Here is a 17,701-nt window from a genome sequence, read left to right on the forward strand (position 1 = left end):
AAAATTAAATAGACACCCATCCTAAGTTTTGCATTAAGTGAGCCGCCAGATTAAATAAAGTGGGTGTCATCTTAATTAAAAGGAGTTGAGTAAATTTGCTAGAAACTAAAAGGCTTTTGCTGCGTCCATTAACTAGTAAAGATATTAAACCTTTATCGCTAATTTTATCTGATCCTGAGGTTATGTTGTATTCTTTAAATGGCGTTATGGATGAAATCGCAACATCAAATTTTGTCCAATGGTGTCAAAAAAGCTATGAAGAATATGACTTCGGGCCTTGGGCAATAATTGATAAAAATAATAACAAGTTGCTTGGTTTTTCAGGCCTAAATAAAGAAACATATAATGATAAGCTAGTCGTTAATTTAGGATATAGGCTTGGCAGAGAGCATTGGAATAAAGTCTATGCCACTGAAGCTGTTTGTGCAGTTCTAGAATATGCTTTTACAAACTTAAGTATTCCAGAAATAATTGCGATTGTGGAGCCTGAAAATACGGGATCAATTAGTGTTATCGAGAAGCTTGGGTTTGGTGTGTTTGAGCTGGGCCAATATCACAAAAAGGCAGTTAAACAGTATACCTTAACCATAAAACAGTGGCGTTGCTTTAGTAACTCATTGGATTAGACGCTTTACTATCGCAGCGCTCATGGTGTCAGGTAGGCAGCCGTCATATCCCAATGGAGAGCAGACTGTAGTGAGTGTTCCATAATAAAACCCATTAAACTATTAACCACTTATAGTGTTCACTTTGATAGGCTAAGCTTCAGGCTTTTGTTTGTATAAAAAGCAAAATATTACATGGCAGTGCCTAAACAACTGGCATACTTGCCACCTTTAATTTTTACAGGGGAGTTCAATGAACTTAAATCAAATTACATTACCAGTTACAGATATGGAAATTTCGACTAAATTTTATCGCGACTTAGGTTTTACTCAAATTGTAGATACCCCACATTATGCTCGCTTTGAATGCCCAGATGGGGATTCAACTTTCTCATTGTCTTTAGATCGAGGTGAGTTTGATTGTGGCACGGTAATATATTTTGAACATGAACAATTAGATGAACTGGTTGAGGCTTTAAAAGTTAAAGGTTTTGTATTTATACAAGAACCTACAGACCAGAGTTATTTATGGCGAGAGGCCGTACTGCATGATCCGTCAGGTCATAAAATTAAGCTATATTGGGCGGGTGTTAATAGGATTAATCCACCTTGGCGTGTAGAAGTACGCAGCTAATCAGACCTTTAATTATGTAGTGTTCAACCTTACGCTATTAAAATCTAACCTCAAAATACAAATAACCATCAGGTTTAACGCATTAGCATTAAACCTGACAGCTCAAACTTAACCCAAACAACGTTAATTAGTCGGCATTAAATAAATCTCGCGCACGTTGTTGCGCTGCTTTGCTTCAATGGCAAATAGTTCGGCGTCGGCCACATCTTGTGGGTCGAGTTTGTCGGGTTTTGCTTCATCAAAAAATGGAGTGTTTACCATGCCAGGTCTATGGTGGTACAGCGGCCATTACACTCATTCATTTCCTCAGCTAAGTTTTGCCCAAACCCGTAACAAACCATTTAGTTGCACCGTAAATAGAGCCTTTAATAGGCTTAAGGCCAGCAGCTGGGCTAATTAATATAGAGTGCCTTTGTTTTAGCCCGCATGTCTGTGCGCTTTATTAAGTAATTTACTACCGCAACAAAGTAATGCACAGTACCCTGTACATGTAATAGTTTTACAGCTAAACTTGTCTTATATAATGTACAAGTGAGGTGCAAAATGAGAATCGTCTCTTTTACCGAAGCCCGAAATAGTCTAAAAACCGTTCTGGATAATGTAATTAATGATGCAGATACAACTGTAATCACTCGTCGTGACACTGAAGATGCGGTTGTAATGTCATTAGATTACTACAACAGCCTTATGGAAACTGTTCATTTACTTCGCTCTCCAGCGAACGCTGAACATTTAAACCGTTCAATTGCGCAGTATAAAGCGGGCAAAACAACCCCACGAGAACTTATTGATGAGTAACAGGTTATTATCATGGACTGATGAAGCTTGGAATAGTTATGTCTACTGGCATACTCAAGATAAGAAAACCTTGAAACGTATAAATAAGCTAATTGTCGATGTTAAGCGCTCTCCATTTGATGGGATTGGAAAACCGGAACCCCTTAAAGAAAATCTATCAGGCTTCTGGTCTCGCAGAATAGATGATACAAATCGTTTGGTATATGCCGTGGATGAAACAGTAATTACAGTTATCTCGTGCCGTTACCATTACTAAATAAACAAGATATCATCTTAAATTCTTCATTCTATCCAGCCAGTATTTATCAAAAACAACCGTCAGGTTTAACACCATTGACATTAAACCTGACAGCTCAAACCAATCAATGTTAATTAGTTGGCATTAAATATATCTCGCGCACGTTGTTGCGCTGGTTTGCTTCTATTGCAAATAGTACGGCGTCGGCCACATCTTGTGGGTCGAGTTTGTCGGGTTTAGCTTCATCAAAAAATGGGGTGTTTACCATGCCAGGGGCTATGGTGGTACAGCGGCCATTCCACTCGCTCATTTCTTCAGCTAAGTTTTGCCCAAACCCGTAAGCAAACCATTTAGTTGCACCGTAAATAGAGCCTTTAATTGGCTTACGGCCAGCGGCTGAGCTGGTTAATATAAAGTGCCCTTTGTTTTGGCGTAAATGGGGCAAGGTTGCTTTTGCCGTCCACAACAGGGCTTTAATGTTTATGTCTATCATGGTTGCCCATTCATCGGGGTCGCCTTTTTCGGTGCCTGCGGTTGAAACGCCCATACCTGCGTTGGCAAATGCGGCATCTAGTCGGCCAAATTTTTTAAGCCCTTTTGTTACTACGTTTTCAAGTTCGGTAAAGTCAGTGGCATCCGCCGGTACACTCAGTGCGTTATCTTCACCTAATGACTCAACTAGTTCAGCTAATTTATCTTCACTTCTGGCGGTAAGAATGACTTTGTGACCGTTGTTAACCAGTGTTTTGGCCGTTGCTTCACCAATGCCACTTGAGGCACCTGTAATAAGGATTACTTTTTCTTTCGCCATGATTATTTCTCCTATGTTTACATATTCAAAATGAGAAAAGTATTTACAGTAACTTTTGTACTAACACTAACAGTGTGCGATTAACCTAAATTGAATAAGAACATCAGAGAAACATAGCTCTTATTTAGTGCTTTAATTTAATACAAAAACAATAGGTATAACTGATTTATGGTTATATACTCGCGCGGTTTTTTAGCCATTAAGGCTAAATTATGGGTTTAGCGCATTTAGCTTAGCTCATTTTTAAATTGTGCTGAGTGTCAGCCATTTTTTGGAATATGTATGAAAGATAAACTTATTGTGTTTTGGCAAAGCCATTCAGAAACCATCATCACTTTGGGTTACAAAGTGGTGTTAGCCTTGGCTATTTTAGTCGCGAGTGCACTTATTGCGCGTTCGGTAAAAAAAGCGATTAAAAACTCTAAGTCGCCATTAAAAAAAGTAGACGAAACACTTCTGCCGCTGTTATCGAGCATTGCCGGGTATTTAGTTTACATAATTGCTGGCCTGTTTATTTTAGATATTTTTGGCGTTAATACGGCAAGCTTAATAGCGCTAATGGGCGCTGCGGGTTTAGCCATAGGTTTGGCGCTTAAAAATACCTTAAGTAATATAGCGGCAGGCATTATGCTACTCATACTTAGGCCATTTAAAATAGGCGATTTTGTAGATGCAAGCGGCACGCTAGGCACAGTAAAAGAAATAAACCTATTTACGACCATTTTTAAAACAACCGATGGCCTTTATATCGCATCCCCTAACGGTAAAGTGTGGGGCGGCAACATTAAAAACTTTACCCGTAATGGTAAAAGGCGCATGGATATAGTGGTGGGGATTTCGTACGCCGACTCTATTGATGTAGGCTTAAATGTACTTAAAGAACTCGCCGAATCAGAAAGCCGACTACTTGCAGAGCCAGCGCCTAAAGTAATGGTTACCTCAATAGGCGAAAGCGCAGTAAATATTCAATTACGTGCTTGGGCTGTAAATGGCGATTACTGGCAAACTGTGTGGGATTTAAATAAGCGCGTTAAAGAAGCCATAGAAGGTGCGGGGCTGAGCATTCCGTTACCGCAGCGAACGCTGCATATATCTGAGTCAATGGCGTCGGCAGTAACGGTAAATAGCGGTAAATAAAAACGCTTAAATTCTATTAGCACAATCACAAATAAAAATAGCGAGCCTTGGCTCGCTATTTTTGTATCAGCTTTTTGCTGACGAGTATTAACCTTCTAATTGGAAGTCGTACACTGAGCCTAAATTAAGCAGTTGGGTTAGTTCATCCAATGCTTGGTAGCTTTCGGTTAATAAGGCTGAGTCGGCAAAATCGCTTGCGCCTAATCTATCGCGGTAGTTGCGTTTTGCCCAGTCACAAAGCTGGGTGTATTTAGTATCAGTTAAAATAACCGCTGGATTTACTGCAGCTAGTTCTTGCTCGTTAAGGGCCACGCGTAAACGTAAGCAGGCAGGGCCGCCGCCATTTTGCATGCTTTGGCGCAGATCAAAAAACTGCACTTGGTTTACAGGGTTATCGGCTAAAATCATTTCTTCAATATAGGCGTTTACTGCGCTATTACGTTGGCACTCTTGTGGCGCTACTAATAGCATTGAGCCATCATCTAGGCTTACTAATTGGCTATTAAATAAGTAACTGCTTACTGCATCGCTAATACTTACTTTATCGGTAGGTACTTCAATTATGTATAGCTGTTTGCTGCCGGTGTAGGCATCGCGAATTTCTTGCAAGGCATCTTGTTGGTTTAAAAATGCTTGCTGGTGGCAAAGTAGTACGTTTTCGTTACCTACTGCAATTACATCGTTATGAAACACGCCTTGGTCTATAACATGTGGATTTTGCTGCAGTAAAATTTGGCTCGATTCTTTTAAGTTATGTAATCGACAAATGGCTTCTGAGGCTTCAAGTGTTTGCCTTGCAGGAAACTTAGCCGGTTTAGGTAACTGGCTGTTAAAGGCACTTGCGCCAAATACAAACATTTCTAGGCCTTGCTCGCCGTGGCTATCGCAAAGGCGGGTATGGTTAGCCGCGCCTTCGTCGCCAAAAAAGCCCTGATCAGGTAAATGCGTATGGTGTGCAAAATAGCTATCGTTATTAAACATGGCTTTTAGTAAGCGGGTAGTGGTAGCAGGCTCTAGCGAGCGGTGAAACTTATTGTTTAAATTAGCCGAGGTAAAATGCACTTTGCCATCGAGGGTGTCTGGCGAAGGTGACACAGTAGCGGCATTGGCGGTCCACATTGCAGAGGCCGAATAGCACGCGCGCAATAAAATAGGGTCGGCTTTAAATGCTTTATGAATAACTTGCGAGTCGTTGCCGGTAAACCCTAAGCGACGTAGTACGTTTAAATCGGGGCGTGCGTGGGGCGCGAACACACCTTGTGTTAAGCCTTTGTCGTGCATGGCTTTCATTTTTTCAAGGCCCTGTAACACAGCTTCTTGCGGGTTTGAAAAACTTGCCGCATTATTTAACGAGGCAACGTTACCATACGATAAACCCGCATAGTTGTGAGTAGGGCCAACTAAGCCATCAAAATTTACTTCTAAAGCGTGCATACACGTTCCAATTATATTGTTTTTAGTTACTTAACAATACAACGCATTGGCTGTGCTTGCAAAGCCTATCAATACGAAGTTTATCGGCTGTAAACTCGCTCTTTATCGCACGTAGTATGGGTATTGCTCGGGTCGTTTACCTGCCATACGCTAATGTCTAAACGCCATAGTAGGTAAAGGGTGTGGTATAGGTTAGCCATGGTATTTTCCTTAAAAGTTTTACTGAACACATTGGTACTGTGGAAGAATTATGCCAACTGTTAATTGAATATTTTATGAATACAAATCAGCTATTTATTAAAAACCTAAAAATAACTTTTAAACGCTTAGCACCACTTTGGGGCCCAAGGGCTTAAAAGTTGCACCAAAAAGCCACGCAGCAGGTGCGTGGCCCATGGTTTAAACGCTGTAATTAGCGCCCTACTTTACCTTTTACTAGTGGGTCGAACGACAGCACACTAAATTTGCCTTGGCTGGCATTTTTGCCACTATTTAATACTGGCGAGCGGTGTAATTCATCGACGGTAAAATATATTTTATGATCGGCGCCATAGCTAAAGCCATCGGGCCAGCTTAAGCGCTCGTCTTTAAATAATATTTGGTATTTACCGCTTGGTTTTACTACGCCAATTGCGCCGTTGGTAATGTCGGTTACATACACATTGCCGCCGCCATCAGCAATAATACCGTCGGAAATTGGTTTAGTGCCGTAACGTGTTACTTTACTTTCAAGGGCGCTTGCGCTCAGGCTTTTATTATTAATATCGCTTGTGGCAACACGATAAACCGATGTGCCAGACATGGAGCCAAAGTAAAGCCACTGTTCATTTGGGTCGAGTGTGATTGGGTTTACGCCTAAACGTGCTGGTTGGCCGCCTAGTTTCATGGTGCGCCCTTCAATGACCATGTCTATGTTTTCGGCTGTGGTGTATGGGCTATTTTGTAAGACTCTGCGCGCCTCACCTGTTTTTAAATTTACGGTAATAATAGCGGCTTGGCTGCCTTGTGCGGTGTCGGCAATGTATACAACGCCGTGTTTATTATCGATGACTAAATCGTTTAAAAACGAGGTGTCGGTAATGGTGGGCTTAGCTAAGTAAATTATTTTATGCAGCTGCTCTTTATTGGTATCCCAACCAACTAAACGCCCAGCATGATCAGGGCCTGATGTATCAAGCATCCATAACACGCCATCGGCAGATACATTTATGCCAAGTACATCGTAAAAGCCTTTGCCGTTTTTATACGCGTATGCCCATTCTTCATTAGGGTAAGGCTTGGTGGTGCCATCGCTTAATAGCTCCATAACTTTTTGTTTTTGGCCGTAAAAGCCATGTACCGATAAAAACTTACGGCCCGATGGCGTAATAGCAATATTACCCGGTGGGTGTTGCGCGTCGAATGTGGCGACTGTTTTTAAATCAGCACTTTGATTAGCGGTATTAGCAAACACACTGCTGGTTAAAAATGCGGTGCTGCATGCTGCAACTAAAAGTATTTTTTTTATCTGGTTCATGCTTCAAACCCTTCTAAAACAAGTTTACCCCGAGAGGTATGCGATTCTAAAATTTGGTGCGCTTTATATAAATTAGCGGCGTTTATTGTGCCTAAATTTTGCCCAAGCGTGGTTTTAAGTGTACCTGAGTCTATCAGCTCACTAATTTCATTAAGTAAGGTGTGCTGCGCAGTTATATCGGCAGTAGTATATAGCGAGCGGGTAAACATAAACTCCCAATGCACCGATATACATTTACGTTTAAATTTTAAAATATCGAACGATGTAGGGTCGTCTATTAATGCAAATTTACCTTGGGGTTTAATACACTCTACTATTTGGTCTTGGTATTGGTCAGTATGGGTTAAGCTAATTACGTAATCAAACTCAGCTAAACCGAGCTCTTTGCGCTGCTCGTTTAAGTTTTTAGAATGATCGAGCACGTGATCGGCTCCTAACTCTTTAAGCCAAGTTACGCTTTGCTCGCGTGACGCAGTACCAACCACGTTTAGCCCAGTAAGTTGCTTGGCAAGCTGTACCAAAATAGAGCCAACGCCACCTGCGGCGCCGATAACTAACATAGATTGCTGAATATTTTGCTTATTTTTAGGCACTTGCAGGCGGTCAAACAGCATTTCGTAGGCGGTAATACTGGTTAGCGGCAATGCGGCGGCTTGTGCGTCGGTTAATGTTTTAGGCGCATGCCCTACAATGCGCTCATCAACTAATTGATATTGCGCATTACTGCCTTGGCGCGATAAATCGCCGGCATAAAATACGCGATCCCCGACATTAAATAACGATACCGACTCGCCAACGGCTTTTACAATGCCTACGCCGTCCCAACCGAGTACTTTGTAGCCATGTTCTGGCGCTACATTAGCACGTATTTTTGTATCTACTGGGTTTATTGAAATAGCATTTACTTCAATAAGTAGGTCGTGCCCGCTCGCGGTTGGGGTATCAAGCTCAATAGCTTGTATAGAGCTTGCTGTAAGTGTTTTAGAGTTTTTGGTATAGCCAAATGCTTTCATATGCGTTCCTGATGATTTTAACTAAGTACTTTTAATTTAATAAGCACTATAGCTCAGTTGAAAAATAGAAAAAGACATGAAAAACTAAAGCACTTTCAAATTTTAATTGAAAATATGCGATCATATAACGATATTCAAACTTTTATAGATGTTGCCAGTTGCGCCAGTATTTCTGAAGCGGCACGGCAAAACGAACAAACGCCAGCGGCGGTTAGTGCGGCTATAAAACGCTTAGAAAATGACTTAGGTAATGTGCTGTTTATTCGCTCTACCCGCAGCTTACGCTTAAGTGTGGCTGGGGAGCAGTTTTTAAGTTATGCCAAAGATTCCCTTTCGCTTATTCAACAAGGAGTAGCTGCCGTACACACTGCAGTAGGCGAGGTAACCGGTACGCTACAGGTATCGGCTCCGTGTGACTTAGGGCGTAATAAACTCAGTGAATGGCTTAATGAGTTTTTAAAAAAGTACCCGCATGTAAAACTAAAGCTGCACTTAAGTGACGAAGTAAGCGACATTTACAGCCAGTCGATTGATATTGCGCTGCGCTTTGGTGTACCCAAAGATTCGCAGCTAATTGCAGCGCCACTTTTTTTAAATAATACGCGTATTTTAGTCGCTGCTCCTGAGTATATGGCAAAAAATGGCTTGCTTACACACCCACTTAACTTAACGAAGCACACCACCATTACGTTTATGCGTTTTGGCGAAGTGTTTAAAGAGTGGCGTTTTTATAAAAATGGCGCAGTACAAAAGGTGCAGCTAAATTGCCAGCACATAGTTAACGATGGCGAGATGGTGAGGCGCTGGGCGCTAGAAGGCAAGGGTATAGCGTACAAATCGTACCTAGATGTAATTGATGATTTAGCAAGCGGGCAGCTCGTTCATTTATGCCCTCAGTGGCAAAGCGATCCGCTACCGCTTTATATGATGTACGCTGATAGGCGCCAAATGACCCCAGTGATCACCGCGTTTAGGGCGTTTATTCAGCAAAAAATAACCGCGTTAGTTGGCTAACTCGTCGTCACTTTTAGTTGCTAAATCGCCTACCACTAAATCGAGCAGCTGCATAAGTTGCTTGGCTTGTGTGGGGTCTACGCTTTCAAACTTACATAATATATTTTTTGGAATATCAGCGGCGTCGTTTTTAAGGGCTTGTCCACTTTGGGTAAGTTGAATAAGGCGCTTACGCTTATCGTGCTCATCTTTAATAACAGCCAGCAAAGACTTTTCGGTCATTTTTTTGAGTATTTGGGTCATAGCGCCGCCATCAATAGCGGTTTTATCTATTAGCTGTGCGATGGTTATTTTGTCTTGCTCCCACAGCGCCATCATTACCACATACTGCGGGTACGTTAAGTTTAGTGCAGCTAAAGGCTCACGGTAAGCGCGTGCAATGCTATTTGATGCCATATATAGCCTATGACACAGCTGATTTTTTAATTTTAATTGCTCGAACGACATACCCAACTCCTAGTGCGTTAATACCTTAAACTCAAAAAATATTTTAATTTGCGTGCAAAGTATTTGCAATCTCTAATTACCTGCCTTATTATTTTGCATGCAAACTAAATTAATTGATAAACTTTGGAGTTCACTATGAATGTATTACAAAATGTTGCCTACACAGCAAAAGCAACTGCAACCGGTGGCCGTGAAGGTGTAGCTAAATCTGACGATGGCCGTTTAGATGTAAAACTATCAACCCCAAAAGGGCTAGGTGGCGACGACGGACAAGGCACAAACCCAGAGCAATTATTTGCAGCAGGGTATGCAGCGTGCTTTATTGGCGCACTAAAATTTGTAGCCGGTAGCGAAAAAATTGCCCTACCGAGTGATACACATATTAACTCTGAAGTTTCTATTGGGGCGATTGAAGGCGGTTTTGGTATTGCTGTAAAACTAGCTGTATCACTCGGTGATATGGATAAAACAGCAGCGCAAGAGCTGGTAAATAAAGCACACCAAGTATGCCCATACTCAAACGCGACACGCGGTAACATTGAAGTAGAGCTTTCGGTTATTTAATTAACTGAACAATTAGTATTGTAACAGCCCAGTGGTTTTGCCACTGGGCTTTTTTGTGCGCTGCAATTTAGAAAAGTTTTCACGTTTACAAGCAAATATACGAAAAATCGTATATTCGCTATTCCATATATTATTATTTTGTTTTATTGTATGCACACTAACTAAACGAGGACGCTATGGAACAATTCAACCCACTTCAATTTTACAAATGCTTAGCCGACGATACGCGCTTAAAAGCCATGTTATTAATTAGCCATGAGCAAGAGCTATGTGTGTGTGAGCTTGTTGCTGCGCTTGAACTTAGCCAACCTAAAGTGTCGCGCCATTTAGCACAGCTTAGGCAATGTGGCCTATTGAGCGACCGAAAGCAAAATCAATGGGTGTACTACAGCATTAATAAAGCCCTGCCACAGTGGGCTATTAGCGTAATAACACAAACCAAAAACGAAAACTCTGCGTTTTATAACGACGATTTAAATAGACTCAATGCAATGGGTAATCGCCCAGAGCGTGCAGCAAGCTGCTGCTAATTAAGCAAATTGATATAACTTTACTAAAGGTATTTATTATGACAATTAAAGTAGGTATTAACGGCTTTGGCCGTATGGGACGTTTAACATTGCGCGCGGCATTAGAGTGGCCAGAAGTAGAATTTATTAAAGTAAATGATGTTGCAGGTGATGCCAAAACACATGCCCACTTATTAGAGTTTGACTCAGTGCACGGGCGCTTAGCCCAAAGTGTTACAGCAAACGAAAATAGCTTTAGTGTGGGCAAACACACTATTGCCGTTACCAATAACAAAACTATTAGCGATACCGATTGGTCTGATTGCGATGTAGTAATAGAAGCCAGCGGTAAAATGAAAACCACTGAGCTGTTAAATCAATACTTAGCACAAGGTGTTAAGCGCGTTGTGGTAACCGCTCCGGTAAAAGAAGACGGTATTTTAAATGTGGTTATGGGTGTTAACGATGATTTATATAACCCAGATGAGCACAAAATTGTGACTGCTGCTTCGTGTACAACTAACTGTTTAGCGCCTATTGTAAAAGTACTGCAAGAAAAAGTAGGCATTAAGCACGGCTCAATGACCACTATTCACGATATTACAAATACCCAAACTATTATTGATGCGCCACATAAAGACTTACGTCGTGCTCGTTCGTGCGGGACAAGTTTAATACCTACCACAACGGGTAGTGCAACAGCTATTACGCATATATTCCCTGAGCTAAAAGGAAAGTTAAATGGCCATGCCGTGCGCGTACCATTAACTAATGCATCAATTACCGACTGTGTATTTGAGCTTGAGCGTGGTGTAACTGCAACTGAGGTGAATGAATGGTTTGCTCAGGCGTCTAAAAACGAGCTTGCAGGTGTATTAGGTTACGAAGAAAAACCGCTTGTATCGATTGATTACAAAACCGACCCACGCAGTAGCATTATTGATGCGCTATCTACCATGGTTATAAATAATACCCAGCTTAAATTATACGCTTGGTACGATAACGAATGGGGTTACGCTAATCGTACTGCCGAGCTAATGCTTAAAGTTGCTAAAAGCGACTTAGTTTAACCATAAATTAAAGGTTTTAAGGGCGTTAACCATGTTTGAGCAACTTGCTAATTTACCTACAGCAATAAAGCAGTATTTAATTATTACCGGTAATTACTGGGCATTTACCTTAACCGATGGCGCACTACGTATGTTAGTAGTGTTGCACTTTCATCAGTTAGGGTATGGTGCACTGGCCATTGCCATGCTGTTTTTGTTTTACGAAATTTTTGGTGTGATCACCAATTTAGTGGGCGGTTGGCTAGGGGCTCATTTAGGCCTTAATAAAACCATGAACTTTGGCTTGGCGCTGCAAATAATGGCGCTTGCCATGTTATGTGCGCCAAGTGAATGGCTCACCGTGGCTTATGTTATGGTGGCGCAAGCGCTTAGCGGCATAGCCAAAGATTTAAATAAAATGAGCGCCAAAAGCGCTATTAAACATTTAGTGCCCGAGGGAGAAAGCGGCCAAGGCCAGCTCTATAAATGGGTGGCTATTTTAACGGGATCAAAAAATGCGTTAAAAGGGGTTGGCTTCTTTTTAGGTGGTTTACTCCTTACGGTACTAGGTTTTGTTGGGGCTTTAAAAGCCTTAATTTTATTACTCACTATTGCGTGGATTATTAGCGTTGTATTTTTAAAAGGCGACATGGGCAAGGCTAAAAATAAGCCTAAGTTTAAAGAGCTATTTTCTAAATCCCGTGCAATAAACTTACTCAGTGCAGCACGATTATGCTTGTTTGCCGCGCGTGATGTATGGTTTGTAGTGGCGTTACCTATTTATTTGGCTCAGCAATTTAACTGGAACTTTTGGTGGGTTAGTGGCTTTATGGCTCTTTGGGTAATTGGCTACGGCGGCGTGCAATCGCAAGCCCCGCGTATTACCGGCACCAGCAATACCGGTGTTGATACCGTTAAACAGGCCTATTTATGGGTATTGCTACTAAGTGTTGTAACAGCCGTTTTAGCACTTTTTATGCAACTTGATGTGGCCGTGCATGCCACCTTGATTATAGGTTTACTTATATTTGGCGGTGTATTTGCGGTTAACTCTTCTGTGCACAGCTACTTAATTGTCAGCTTTGCTAAAAGCGATGGTGTATCGCTTGATGTTGGCTTTTATTATATGGCCAATGCCATGGGGCGTTTACTGGGCACGGTGCTTTCTGGGTGGGTGTTTCAGGTTTATGGTTTTGTAGCGTGTTTGTGGGTGAGCGTAATTTTACTTGTTTTAGCGTCTATTGCGACAGCATTTTTGGCTAACAAGAAAAGCTAAACGTTTGTATTAGTTTTGTATTTATTTATTTTTTTAATAGCTTCATTTTTTAGATCTACTAAACTGTATGCGTAGTTTTAATTAAAGGGTCATTTAAGTGCAAGAAACCTCGTTAGCAAAAAAGTTATTATGGATAACCGTTGGTAGTACATTTTTAACGGTACTCGTTCTGTCTGGCGTATTATGGTGGCAAATGTCATCAAATAGCGCAGCGCTCGCAAAGGAATCAGAAGAGTATATAGTGGCTGAAGTTGAGTATAAACTTAACGCAAATGCGGCCGCTTATGGTGAAAAAATAGCTGGGTTTATTAACGAAGCTTACCGTGTACCTAACTCTTTGGCGGCATTACTAGGTGATGCGGCTAATACACAAACTTTAGATCGTGACACGGTAGTGAGCATTAACCGCTCTATTTTAGAAAAAAATCAGCTTTTGTCGTCTATTTACTCACAATTTGAGCCTAATGCTTTTGACGGCCAAGACACGCAATTTTCACAAGGCTATAAACATTCAGTTAATGGTGATGGCACGTTAGAGGTTTACATCACTCGAGATCAAAACGGTAGGTTAGAACAGCAAAAAGTAGCCAACGCAGCAGATAAATATTTAACCTCGTTAAATGAATTTGGTATTCGAGAAGCACATTGGTACTTATGTGCAAAAGATACATTAAAACCATGTATTATGGAGCCGTACCTTTACGAAATACCTTCTGGTGATTCGGTGATGCTAACATCTTTAACTGTACCTATTACCAATAAGTCGGGTCGTTTTATTGGCTTAGCGGGCGTTGATTTAACGCTTCCTACGTTTCAAGGGTTAACTGAAAAACTCTCTCGCGAGCTTTATAACGGGCAAGCAAAAGTAACACTTTTAAGTGACATAGGTTTAATTGTAGGCAGTAGCCACTATAAATCTAAATTAGGGCGCCCATTTAAAGAAGCCGTTAGTAGTAATACTTACAGTGAGCTGGTTAAATTTAAGGGGCAACACGGCCTTTTCAAAACACCTAGCGAGTATTTAGTTAACTACCCCATTAATATTAAATTGGCTAACACTCAGTGGAGCTTACTTATTGAAGTGCCAAGTAATTTAGCCCTTGAAGGGCCTAATGCCCTAGCTAAAAACATGAGTGACTCAGCTAATCAGCTTGGTTTAGTTATTTTAATAACGGGCGCCGTTATTGCGGTTATTGCCTTTATTATTATGAAAATAGTAGTGGGCACGGTGGTTGCACCGCTCGAACAAATTCAACAGCGTGTAGATAACCTTGCCAGCTCAGAAGGTGATTTAACGCATACACTCCATGTTGATACACACGCTGAACTTATTGCCCTTGCAGGTGGATTTAATGCCTTTTTAGCTAAGCTTCGTGGTTTAATTGCAGAGCTAAAAGATGTTTCATCGCAAACTAAGCAGCAAGGCGAAATTGCGCAGCATATTGCCATTGATACCAAGCATAATGTGCAATCGCAATTTCAAGAAATTGAAAGTGTAGTAACCGCCATGAACGAAATGAGCGCGACAGCACTTGAAGTGGCCAGAGCCTCTGAGCAATCAGCTCAACAAGCGGATGAGATAAACGGCTTAGTAGTAAGCAGTGAGTCGAGCTTATCCTCTGCGATGAGCCAAGTTAAAACCATGTCTGAAGAAATAAAAGAAGCTAACCAAGCCGTTGAAAAAGTGGCATCGCGCAGTAAAGATATTACACAAATTCTCGATGTGATCAGAACCATTTCGGAGCAAACAAACTTACTTGCACTTAATGCTGCTATTGAAGCTGCGCGTGCTGGTGAGCATGGACGAGGCTTTGCCGTAGTTGCTGATGAAGTACGAGCGCTTGCTTCTAAAACCCGTTCATCTACTGATGATATTAGCCAGCTGATTGATAGCCTCTTGTCGGAGGTAGGTAATGCATCAACCGTTATTGAAAATGGGGTTATACGCGCTGAAAGTGCAGTAGATGAAACCTCTGTGGCATTTGAAGCACTGCACAGCGTAGTTGTAAAAGTAGATGAAATTACCAATCAAATTACGCATATTGCCACCGCAGCTGAAGAGCAAAGCTCGGTTACGGAGGAGATAAACCGTAATCTAACTCTTATTTCCGATGCGGCATCGCAGCTTGCTGATTTATCTACCCAAGCGGGCGATAGTAGCGAAGCGCTTAATGCATTAGTCGCACAGCAAGATAGCGAGCTAAACAAGCTTAAAACGTAAGTTAAGCTTTAACTCTAGCAAATGTAAAAAGCGGCTAATACATGCGAATTAGCCGTTTTTTTGTTGAGACGGTTTAGTAGTGAGTAATGCGAAAGGTTATAGTTTTTTGATCAAGGCAAACATTTGATTGATCATTGGCTGAGCTAATTGCTCAACCCCTGGGCGGTTAAAATAGCCACGCAGCCCAGTAAATTGCACCTGAAAAAACTGCGCGTATTCAAGCGCGGTAAGGTTGCTGCTTAGCTCATTATTTTTAATGGCTTGAGCAAACAAGGTGGTTAAGTAGGCTTCAAACTTTGCCGATAGGTCTAAGCTTAGCTCGTATAACGAGGCATCTTTTTCTGCAAATTCACTGTTTGCTTTTACCAACATACAAATAGCGCTAGGGCTACAGTCTTTAGTTTTAATGATCACGTTTTCAACAAACGCACGTAAGCCACCTAAAACAGAATCTGAGCTTGCTAAAAAGCCATCAATTTGGCTCTTCATTTGTACTGTGTAGTCTTTTAAAGATTCGCTGTATAGCCCTTCTTTAGAGCCAAACGCCGCATAAATACTGCCTGGGCGCATGTTAATGGCTTCTTGTAAATCACGGGTTGAGGTGGCGTTAAACCCCTTCTCCCAAAACAATTGGCTTGCTACGCGAATCACGTTATCGCGTTCAAATTTAACTTTGTTAGCCATCTTGATCTCAACTATTTTGAACGTATGCTCAATTTTAACTTGAACAATCGCTCAAAATCAAATAGTATGTGTCTTGAAGTTACTTAACCTGACTCAGGTTACTCAAACACATTAATTTATTGGAGCAGAACATGGCAGAATTTACGTTATATACTCAAGACAACGCACCTGAAGAATCAAAATCGCTAATGGCTGATTCAGTAGCAGCGTTTGGCATGTTACCTAACCTTCACGCAGTAATGGCAGAAGCACCTACACTGCTTAAAGGCTACCAAGTACTACATGATTTATTTCAAAAAACATCGTTTAACGCAGAAGAGTTAACAGTTGTATGGCAAACAATTAATGTTGAGCATGAGTGTCATTACTGTGTACCAGCGCACAGCGCAATTGCTGCTTCAATGAAAGTTGACCAAGATATTGTTGATGCTCTAGTAAACAAAACACCACTTGCAGATGCAAAACTTGAAACACTACGCGAAACCACACTTGCAATGACACGCGATCGCGGCGTAATTAGCGATGAGCAAATTGAGAAGTTTTTTGCAGCAGGTTACGGTAAACAGCAACTACTCGAAATTATTGTTGGTTTATCGCAAAAGGTAATGAGCAACTATACTAACCACCTTGCTGATACACCTGTAGACGAACCATTTAAAAAATTTGCTAAATAATAGCAATTTTATAATTAACAAAGGCAGCCTAGGCTGCCTTTTTGTGTTGTAGGCGAATAGCTTTTACTTAAATTTAACGGCTTTAGTGCTGCGTGTATAAGTACGTTGCTCAGGCTTAGTCCATTCACCCTTCTTTAAATAAGACGTTGAGACGACAAATTTATCGTTTTTTAATTCGCTGGTTGAGCGTACTTTGGTAATACCTTCTTTACTGCCTGTTACTTCTTCATAGGCCACAAATTGGGTGGGGCTGAGTACTTTCATGGTCCCCTTTGTATAAAAACCCGCAGTTGTAAAATAGTAAAACACCAAAGAGTCTTTTTTACTGTCGTAAAAAATCATCGACTCACCTCCATACTCGCCCTCGTTTATAGAGTGTGTAGTGTGAATTGCTTTACCATTCAAAGCGCGCTCCCAGCGGGCAACATCTTGTAAAGGCTTTGCGCCTTCGGGAACGTCAAAATCCGCCTGCCACGTGCCTAAATAAGGCTTAAATACAGCTAGTTCTTTATCAAGGTTAGTGGGTGTATCTGCGGCATAGCTATTAAAGGTGTATAAGCATAATACTAAAAATAGCGCTTTAAAATATGTCATAATTTGGCTCTTATTATTTTGGTCAACAGCGTTTAGTATAGGCGAACATTAATTGATAAAGAAAACATTAATCATCTTCTCATTACTTTTTTTAGCTGTAATTTGGCTCGCGTACCTATCTCAGTACTTGCCTATTTACATACCTATTTATGCACCCGCTTATGTAAGTGCACTGAGCCTAATTACTTTCATAACGTACGCATGGGATAAACGACAAGCAAAACTATCAGCGCATAAAAAAGTAAATCGTACGAGTGAGCGTACATTACAATTACTATCATTATTTGGCGGATGGCCCGGCGCACTCATTGCACAGCAATGGCTGAGACATAAATCGCAAAAAAGGCGTTTTATAGTGGTGTTATGGCTGTGTATTTTTGGGAATGTGACTGTAATAGGGGCTATTACATTTTTTACAGAAAACGTGGGAGTTATGCCTTTAAATTAATGTGTATTTAAAGGCATAAATACAACTTTACATGG

At 41.2% G+C, this 17,701-nt stretch carries 20 protein-coding genes and 1 pseudogene; 13 read left to right on the forward strand and 8 right to left on the reverse strand.

The annotated features are described in order from the left end of the window. Positions 1–95 precede the first annotated feature (95 nt). Positions 96–626 (forward strand): GNAT family N-acetyltransferase, encoded by a 531-nt coding sequence (locus tag AABI99_RS10265; RefSeq protein WP_338365643.1) that lies wholly within the window; start codon positions 96–98, stop codon positions 624–626. 232 nt (positions 627–858) lie between these two features. Beyond that, positions 859–1,239, forward strand: coding sequence for a VOC family protein (locus AABI99_RS10270; protein WP_338365644.1), 381 nt, complete (start codon positions 859–861; stop codon positions 1,237–1,239). A 123-nt stretch (positions 1,240–1,362) separates the two neighbouring features. On the opposite strand, the pseudogene AABI99_RS10275 reads toward AABI99_RS10270, so the two are convergent. After that, positions 1,363–1,648 (reverse strand): annotated as a pseudogene (locus AABI99_RS10275) (SDR family NAD(P)-dependent oxidoreductase); the annotation flags it as partial. A gap of 134 nt (positions 1,649–1,782) precedes the next feature. Here AABI99_RS10275 and AABI99_RS10280 point away from each other — a divergent pair. Both AABI99_RS10280 and AABI99_RS10285 read left to right on the forward strand, forming a co-directional pair. Next, positions 1,783–2,037: a type II toxin-antitoxin system prevent-host-death family antitoxin gene (locus AABI99_RS10280; RefSeq protein WP_055016076.1), complete on the forward strand. Its 255-nt coding sequence runs from the start codon at positions 1,783–1,785 to the stop codon at positions 2,035–2,037. Next, the gene (locus tag AABI99_RS10285) at positions 2,030–2,293 is read left to right on the forward strand and encodes a Txe/YoeB family addiction module toxin (protein WP_338365646.1); all 264 of its coding nucleotides are present in this window, start codon (positions 2,030–2,032) and stop codon (positions 2,291–2,293) included. The genes AABI99_RS10280 and AABI99_RS10285 overlap by 8 nt, the downstream gene beginning before the upstream one ends. A gap of 112 nt (positions 2,294–2,405) precedes the next feature. Here AABI99_RS10285 and AABI99_RS10290 read toward each other — a convergent pair whose 3' ends face one another. Further along, positions 2,406–3,086: an SDR family oxidoreductase gene (locus AABI99_RS10290; RefSeq protein WP_338365647.1), complete on the reverse strand. Its 681-nt coding sequence runs from the start codon at positions 3,084–3,086 to the stop codon at positions 2,406–2,408. Positions 3,087–3,368: 282 nt separating this feature from the next. Here AABI99_RS10290 and AABI99_RS10295 point away from each other — a divergent pair, with 282 nt between their 5' ends. Then, positions 3,369–4,223, forward strand: a complete 855-nt coding sequence (locus tag AABI99_RS10295) for a mechanosensitive ion channel domain-containing protein (protein ID WP_338365648.1) — start codon at positions 3,369–3,371, stop codon at positions 4,221–4,223. Between the two features lie 87 nt (positions 4,224–4,310). On the opposite strand, the gene astB is transcribed toward AABI99_RS10295, so the two are convergent. From astB to AABI99_RS10310, 3 genes are all read right to left on the reverse strand, one after another. After that, the gene (gene astB / locus AABI99_RS10300) at positions 4,311–5,657 is read right to left on the reverse strand and encodes an N-succinylarginine dihydrolase (protein WP_338365649.1); all 1,347 of its coding nucleotides are present in this window, start codon (positions 5,655–5,657) and stop codon (positions 4,311–4,313) included. Between the two features lie 412 nt (positions 5,658–6,069). After that, a complete protein-coding gene (locus tag AABI99_RS10305; RefSeq protein ID WP_338365650.1) occupies positions 6,070–7,173 on the reverse strand; it encodes an L-dopachrome tautomerase-related protein in 1,104 nt (367 codons plus the stop codon). After that, entirely contained in the window at positions 7,170–8,186 is a 1,017-nt protein-coding gene (locus AABI99_RS10310) for a zinc-binding alcohol dehydrogenase family protein (RefSeq protein WP_338365651.1), read from the reverse strand. Before AABI99_RS10310 ends, AABI99_RS10305 begins: the two co-directional genes overlap by 4 nt. A 114-nt stretch (positions 8,187–8,300) precedes the next feature. Between AABI99_RS10310 and AABI99_RS10315 the strand changes: the two genes are divergently transcribed. Then, on the forward strand, positions 8,301–9,200 hold the full coding sequence (locus tag AABI99_RS10315; protein WP_338365652.1) for a LysR family transcriptional regulator: 900 nt from the start codon (positions 8,301–8,303) through the stop codon (positions 9,198–9,200). On the opposite strand, the gene AABI99_RS10320 is transcribed toward AABI99_RS10315, so the two are convergent. Next, complete coding sequence (locus tag AABI99_RS10320) at positions 9,189–9,647, reverse strand: MarR family transcriptional regulator (RefSeq protein ID WP_338365653.1); 459 nt, start codon at positions 9,645–9,647, stop codon at positions 9,189–9,191. The two genes, AABI99_RS10315 and AABI99_RS10320, sit on opposite strands and share 12 nt — an antisense overlap. Positions 9,648–9,782: 135 nt before the next feature. On the opposite strand from AABI99_RS10320, the gene AABI99_RS10325 reads away from it, so the two are divergent. The 5 genes from AABI99_RS10325 to AABI99_RS10345 all read left to right on the forward strand — a co-directional run bounded on the left by AABI99_RS10325 (position 9,783) and on the right by AABI99_RS10345 (position 15,266). Further along, positions 9,783–10,211 carry an organic hydroperoxide resistance protein gene (locus AABI99_RS10325; RefSeq protein WP_286248757.1) on the forward strand — a complete coding sequence of 143 codons (429 nt, stop codon included), beginning with the start codon at positions 9,783–9,785 and terminating at the stop codon, positions 10,209–10,211. 176 nt (positions 10,212–10,387) lie between these two features. After that, entirely contained in the window at positions 10,388–10,741 is a 354-nt protein-coding gene (locus AABI99_RS10330; protein WP_338365654.1) for a metalloregulator ArsR/SmtB family transcription factor, read from the forward strand. A gap of 38 nt (positions 10,742–10,779) precedes the next feature. After that, positions 10,780–11,790, forward strand: coding sequence for an ArsJ-associated glyceraldehyde-3-phosphate dehydrogenase (locus tag AABI99_RS10335; protein ID WP_338365655.1), 1,011 nt, complete (start codon positions 10,780–10,782; stop codon positions 11,788–11,790). Between the two features lie 31 nt (positions 11,791–11,821). Next, positions 11,822–13,045 (forward strand): organoarsenical effux MFS transporter ArsJ, encoded by a 1,224-nt coding sequence (gene arsJ / locus AABI99_RS10340; RefSeq protein ID WP_338365656.1) that lies wholly within the window; start codon positions 11,822–11,824, stop codon positions 13,043–13,045. A gap of 97 nt (positions 13,046–13,142) precedes the next feature. Continuing rightward, positions 13,143–15,266, forward strand: a complete 2,124-nt coding sequence (locus AABI99_RS10345) for a methyl-accepting chemotaxis protein (RefSeq protein WP_338365657.1) — start codon at positions 13,143–13,145, stop codon at positions 15,264–15,266. A gap of 96 nt (positions 15,267–15,362) precedes the next feature. Here AABI99_RS10345 and AABI99_RS10350 read toward each other — a convergent pair whose 3' ends face one another. Next, the gene (locus tag AABI99_RS10350) at positions 15,363–15,950 is read right to left on the reverse strand and encodes a TetR/AcrR family transcriptional regulator (RefSeq protein WP_024032893.1); all 588 of its coding nucleotides are present in this window, start codon (positions 15,948–15,950) and stop codon (positions 15,363–15,365) included. A gap of 131 nt (positions 15,951–16,081) precedes the next feature. Between AABI99_RS10350 and AABI99_RS10355 the strand changes: the two genes are divergently transcribed. Then, positions 16,082–16,624, forward strand: coding sequence for a carboxymuconolactone decarboxylase family protein (locus AABI99_RS10355; RefSeq protein WP_338365658.1), 543 nt, complete (start codon positions 16,082–16,084; stop codon positions 16,622–16,624). Positions 16,625–16,687: 63 nt separating this feature from the next. Here the strand turns inward: AABI99_RS10355 and AABI99_RS10360 are convergent, their stop codons facing one another. Continuing rightward, the gene (locus AABI99_RS10360) at positions 16,688–17,218 is read right to left on the reverse strand and encodes a hypothetical protein (protein ID WP_338365659.1); all 531 of its coding nucleotides are present in this window, start codon (positions 17,216–17,218) and stop codon (positions 16,688–16,690) included. A 52-nt stretch (positions 17,219–17,270) separates the two neighbouring features. Here AABI99_RS10360 and AABI99_RS10365 point away from each other — a divergent pair, with 52 nt between their 5' ends. Further along, positions 17,271–17,666 (forward strand): DUF1294 domain-containing protein, encoded by a 396-nt coding sequence (locus tag AABI99_RS10365; protein ID WP_338365660.1) that lies wholly within the window; start codon positions 17,271–17,273, stop codon positions 17,664–17,666. The last annotated feature ends 35 nt before the right edge of the window (positions 17,667–17,701 follow it).

It is taken from the genome of uncultured Pseudoalteromonas sp. (assembly GCF_963922945.1).
Taxonomy (GTDB): domain Bacteria; phylum Pseudomonadota; class Gammaproteobacteria; order Enterobacterales; family Alteromonadaceae; genus Pseudoalteromonas.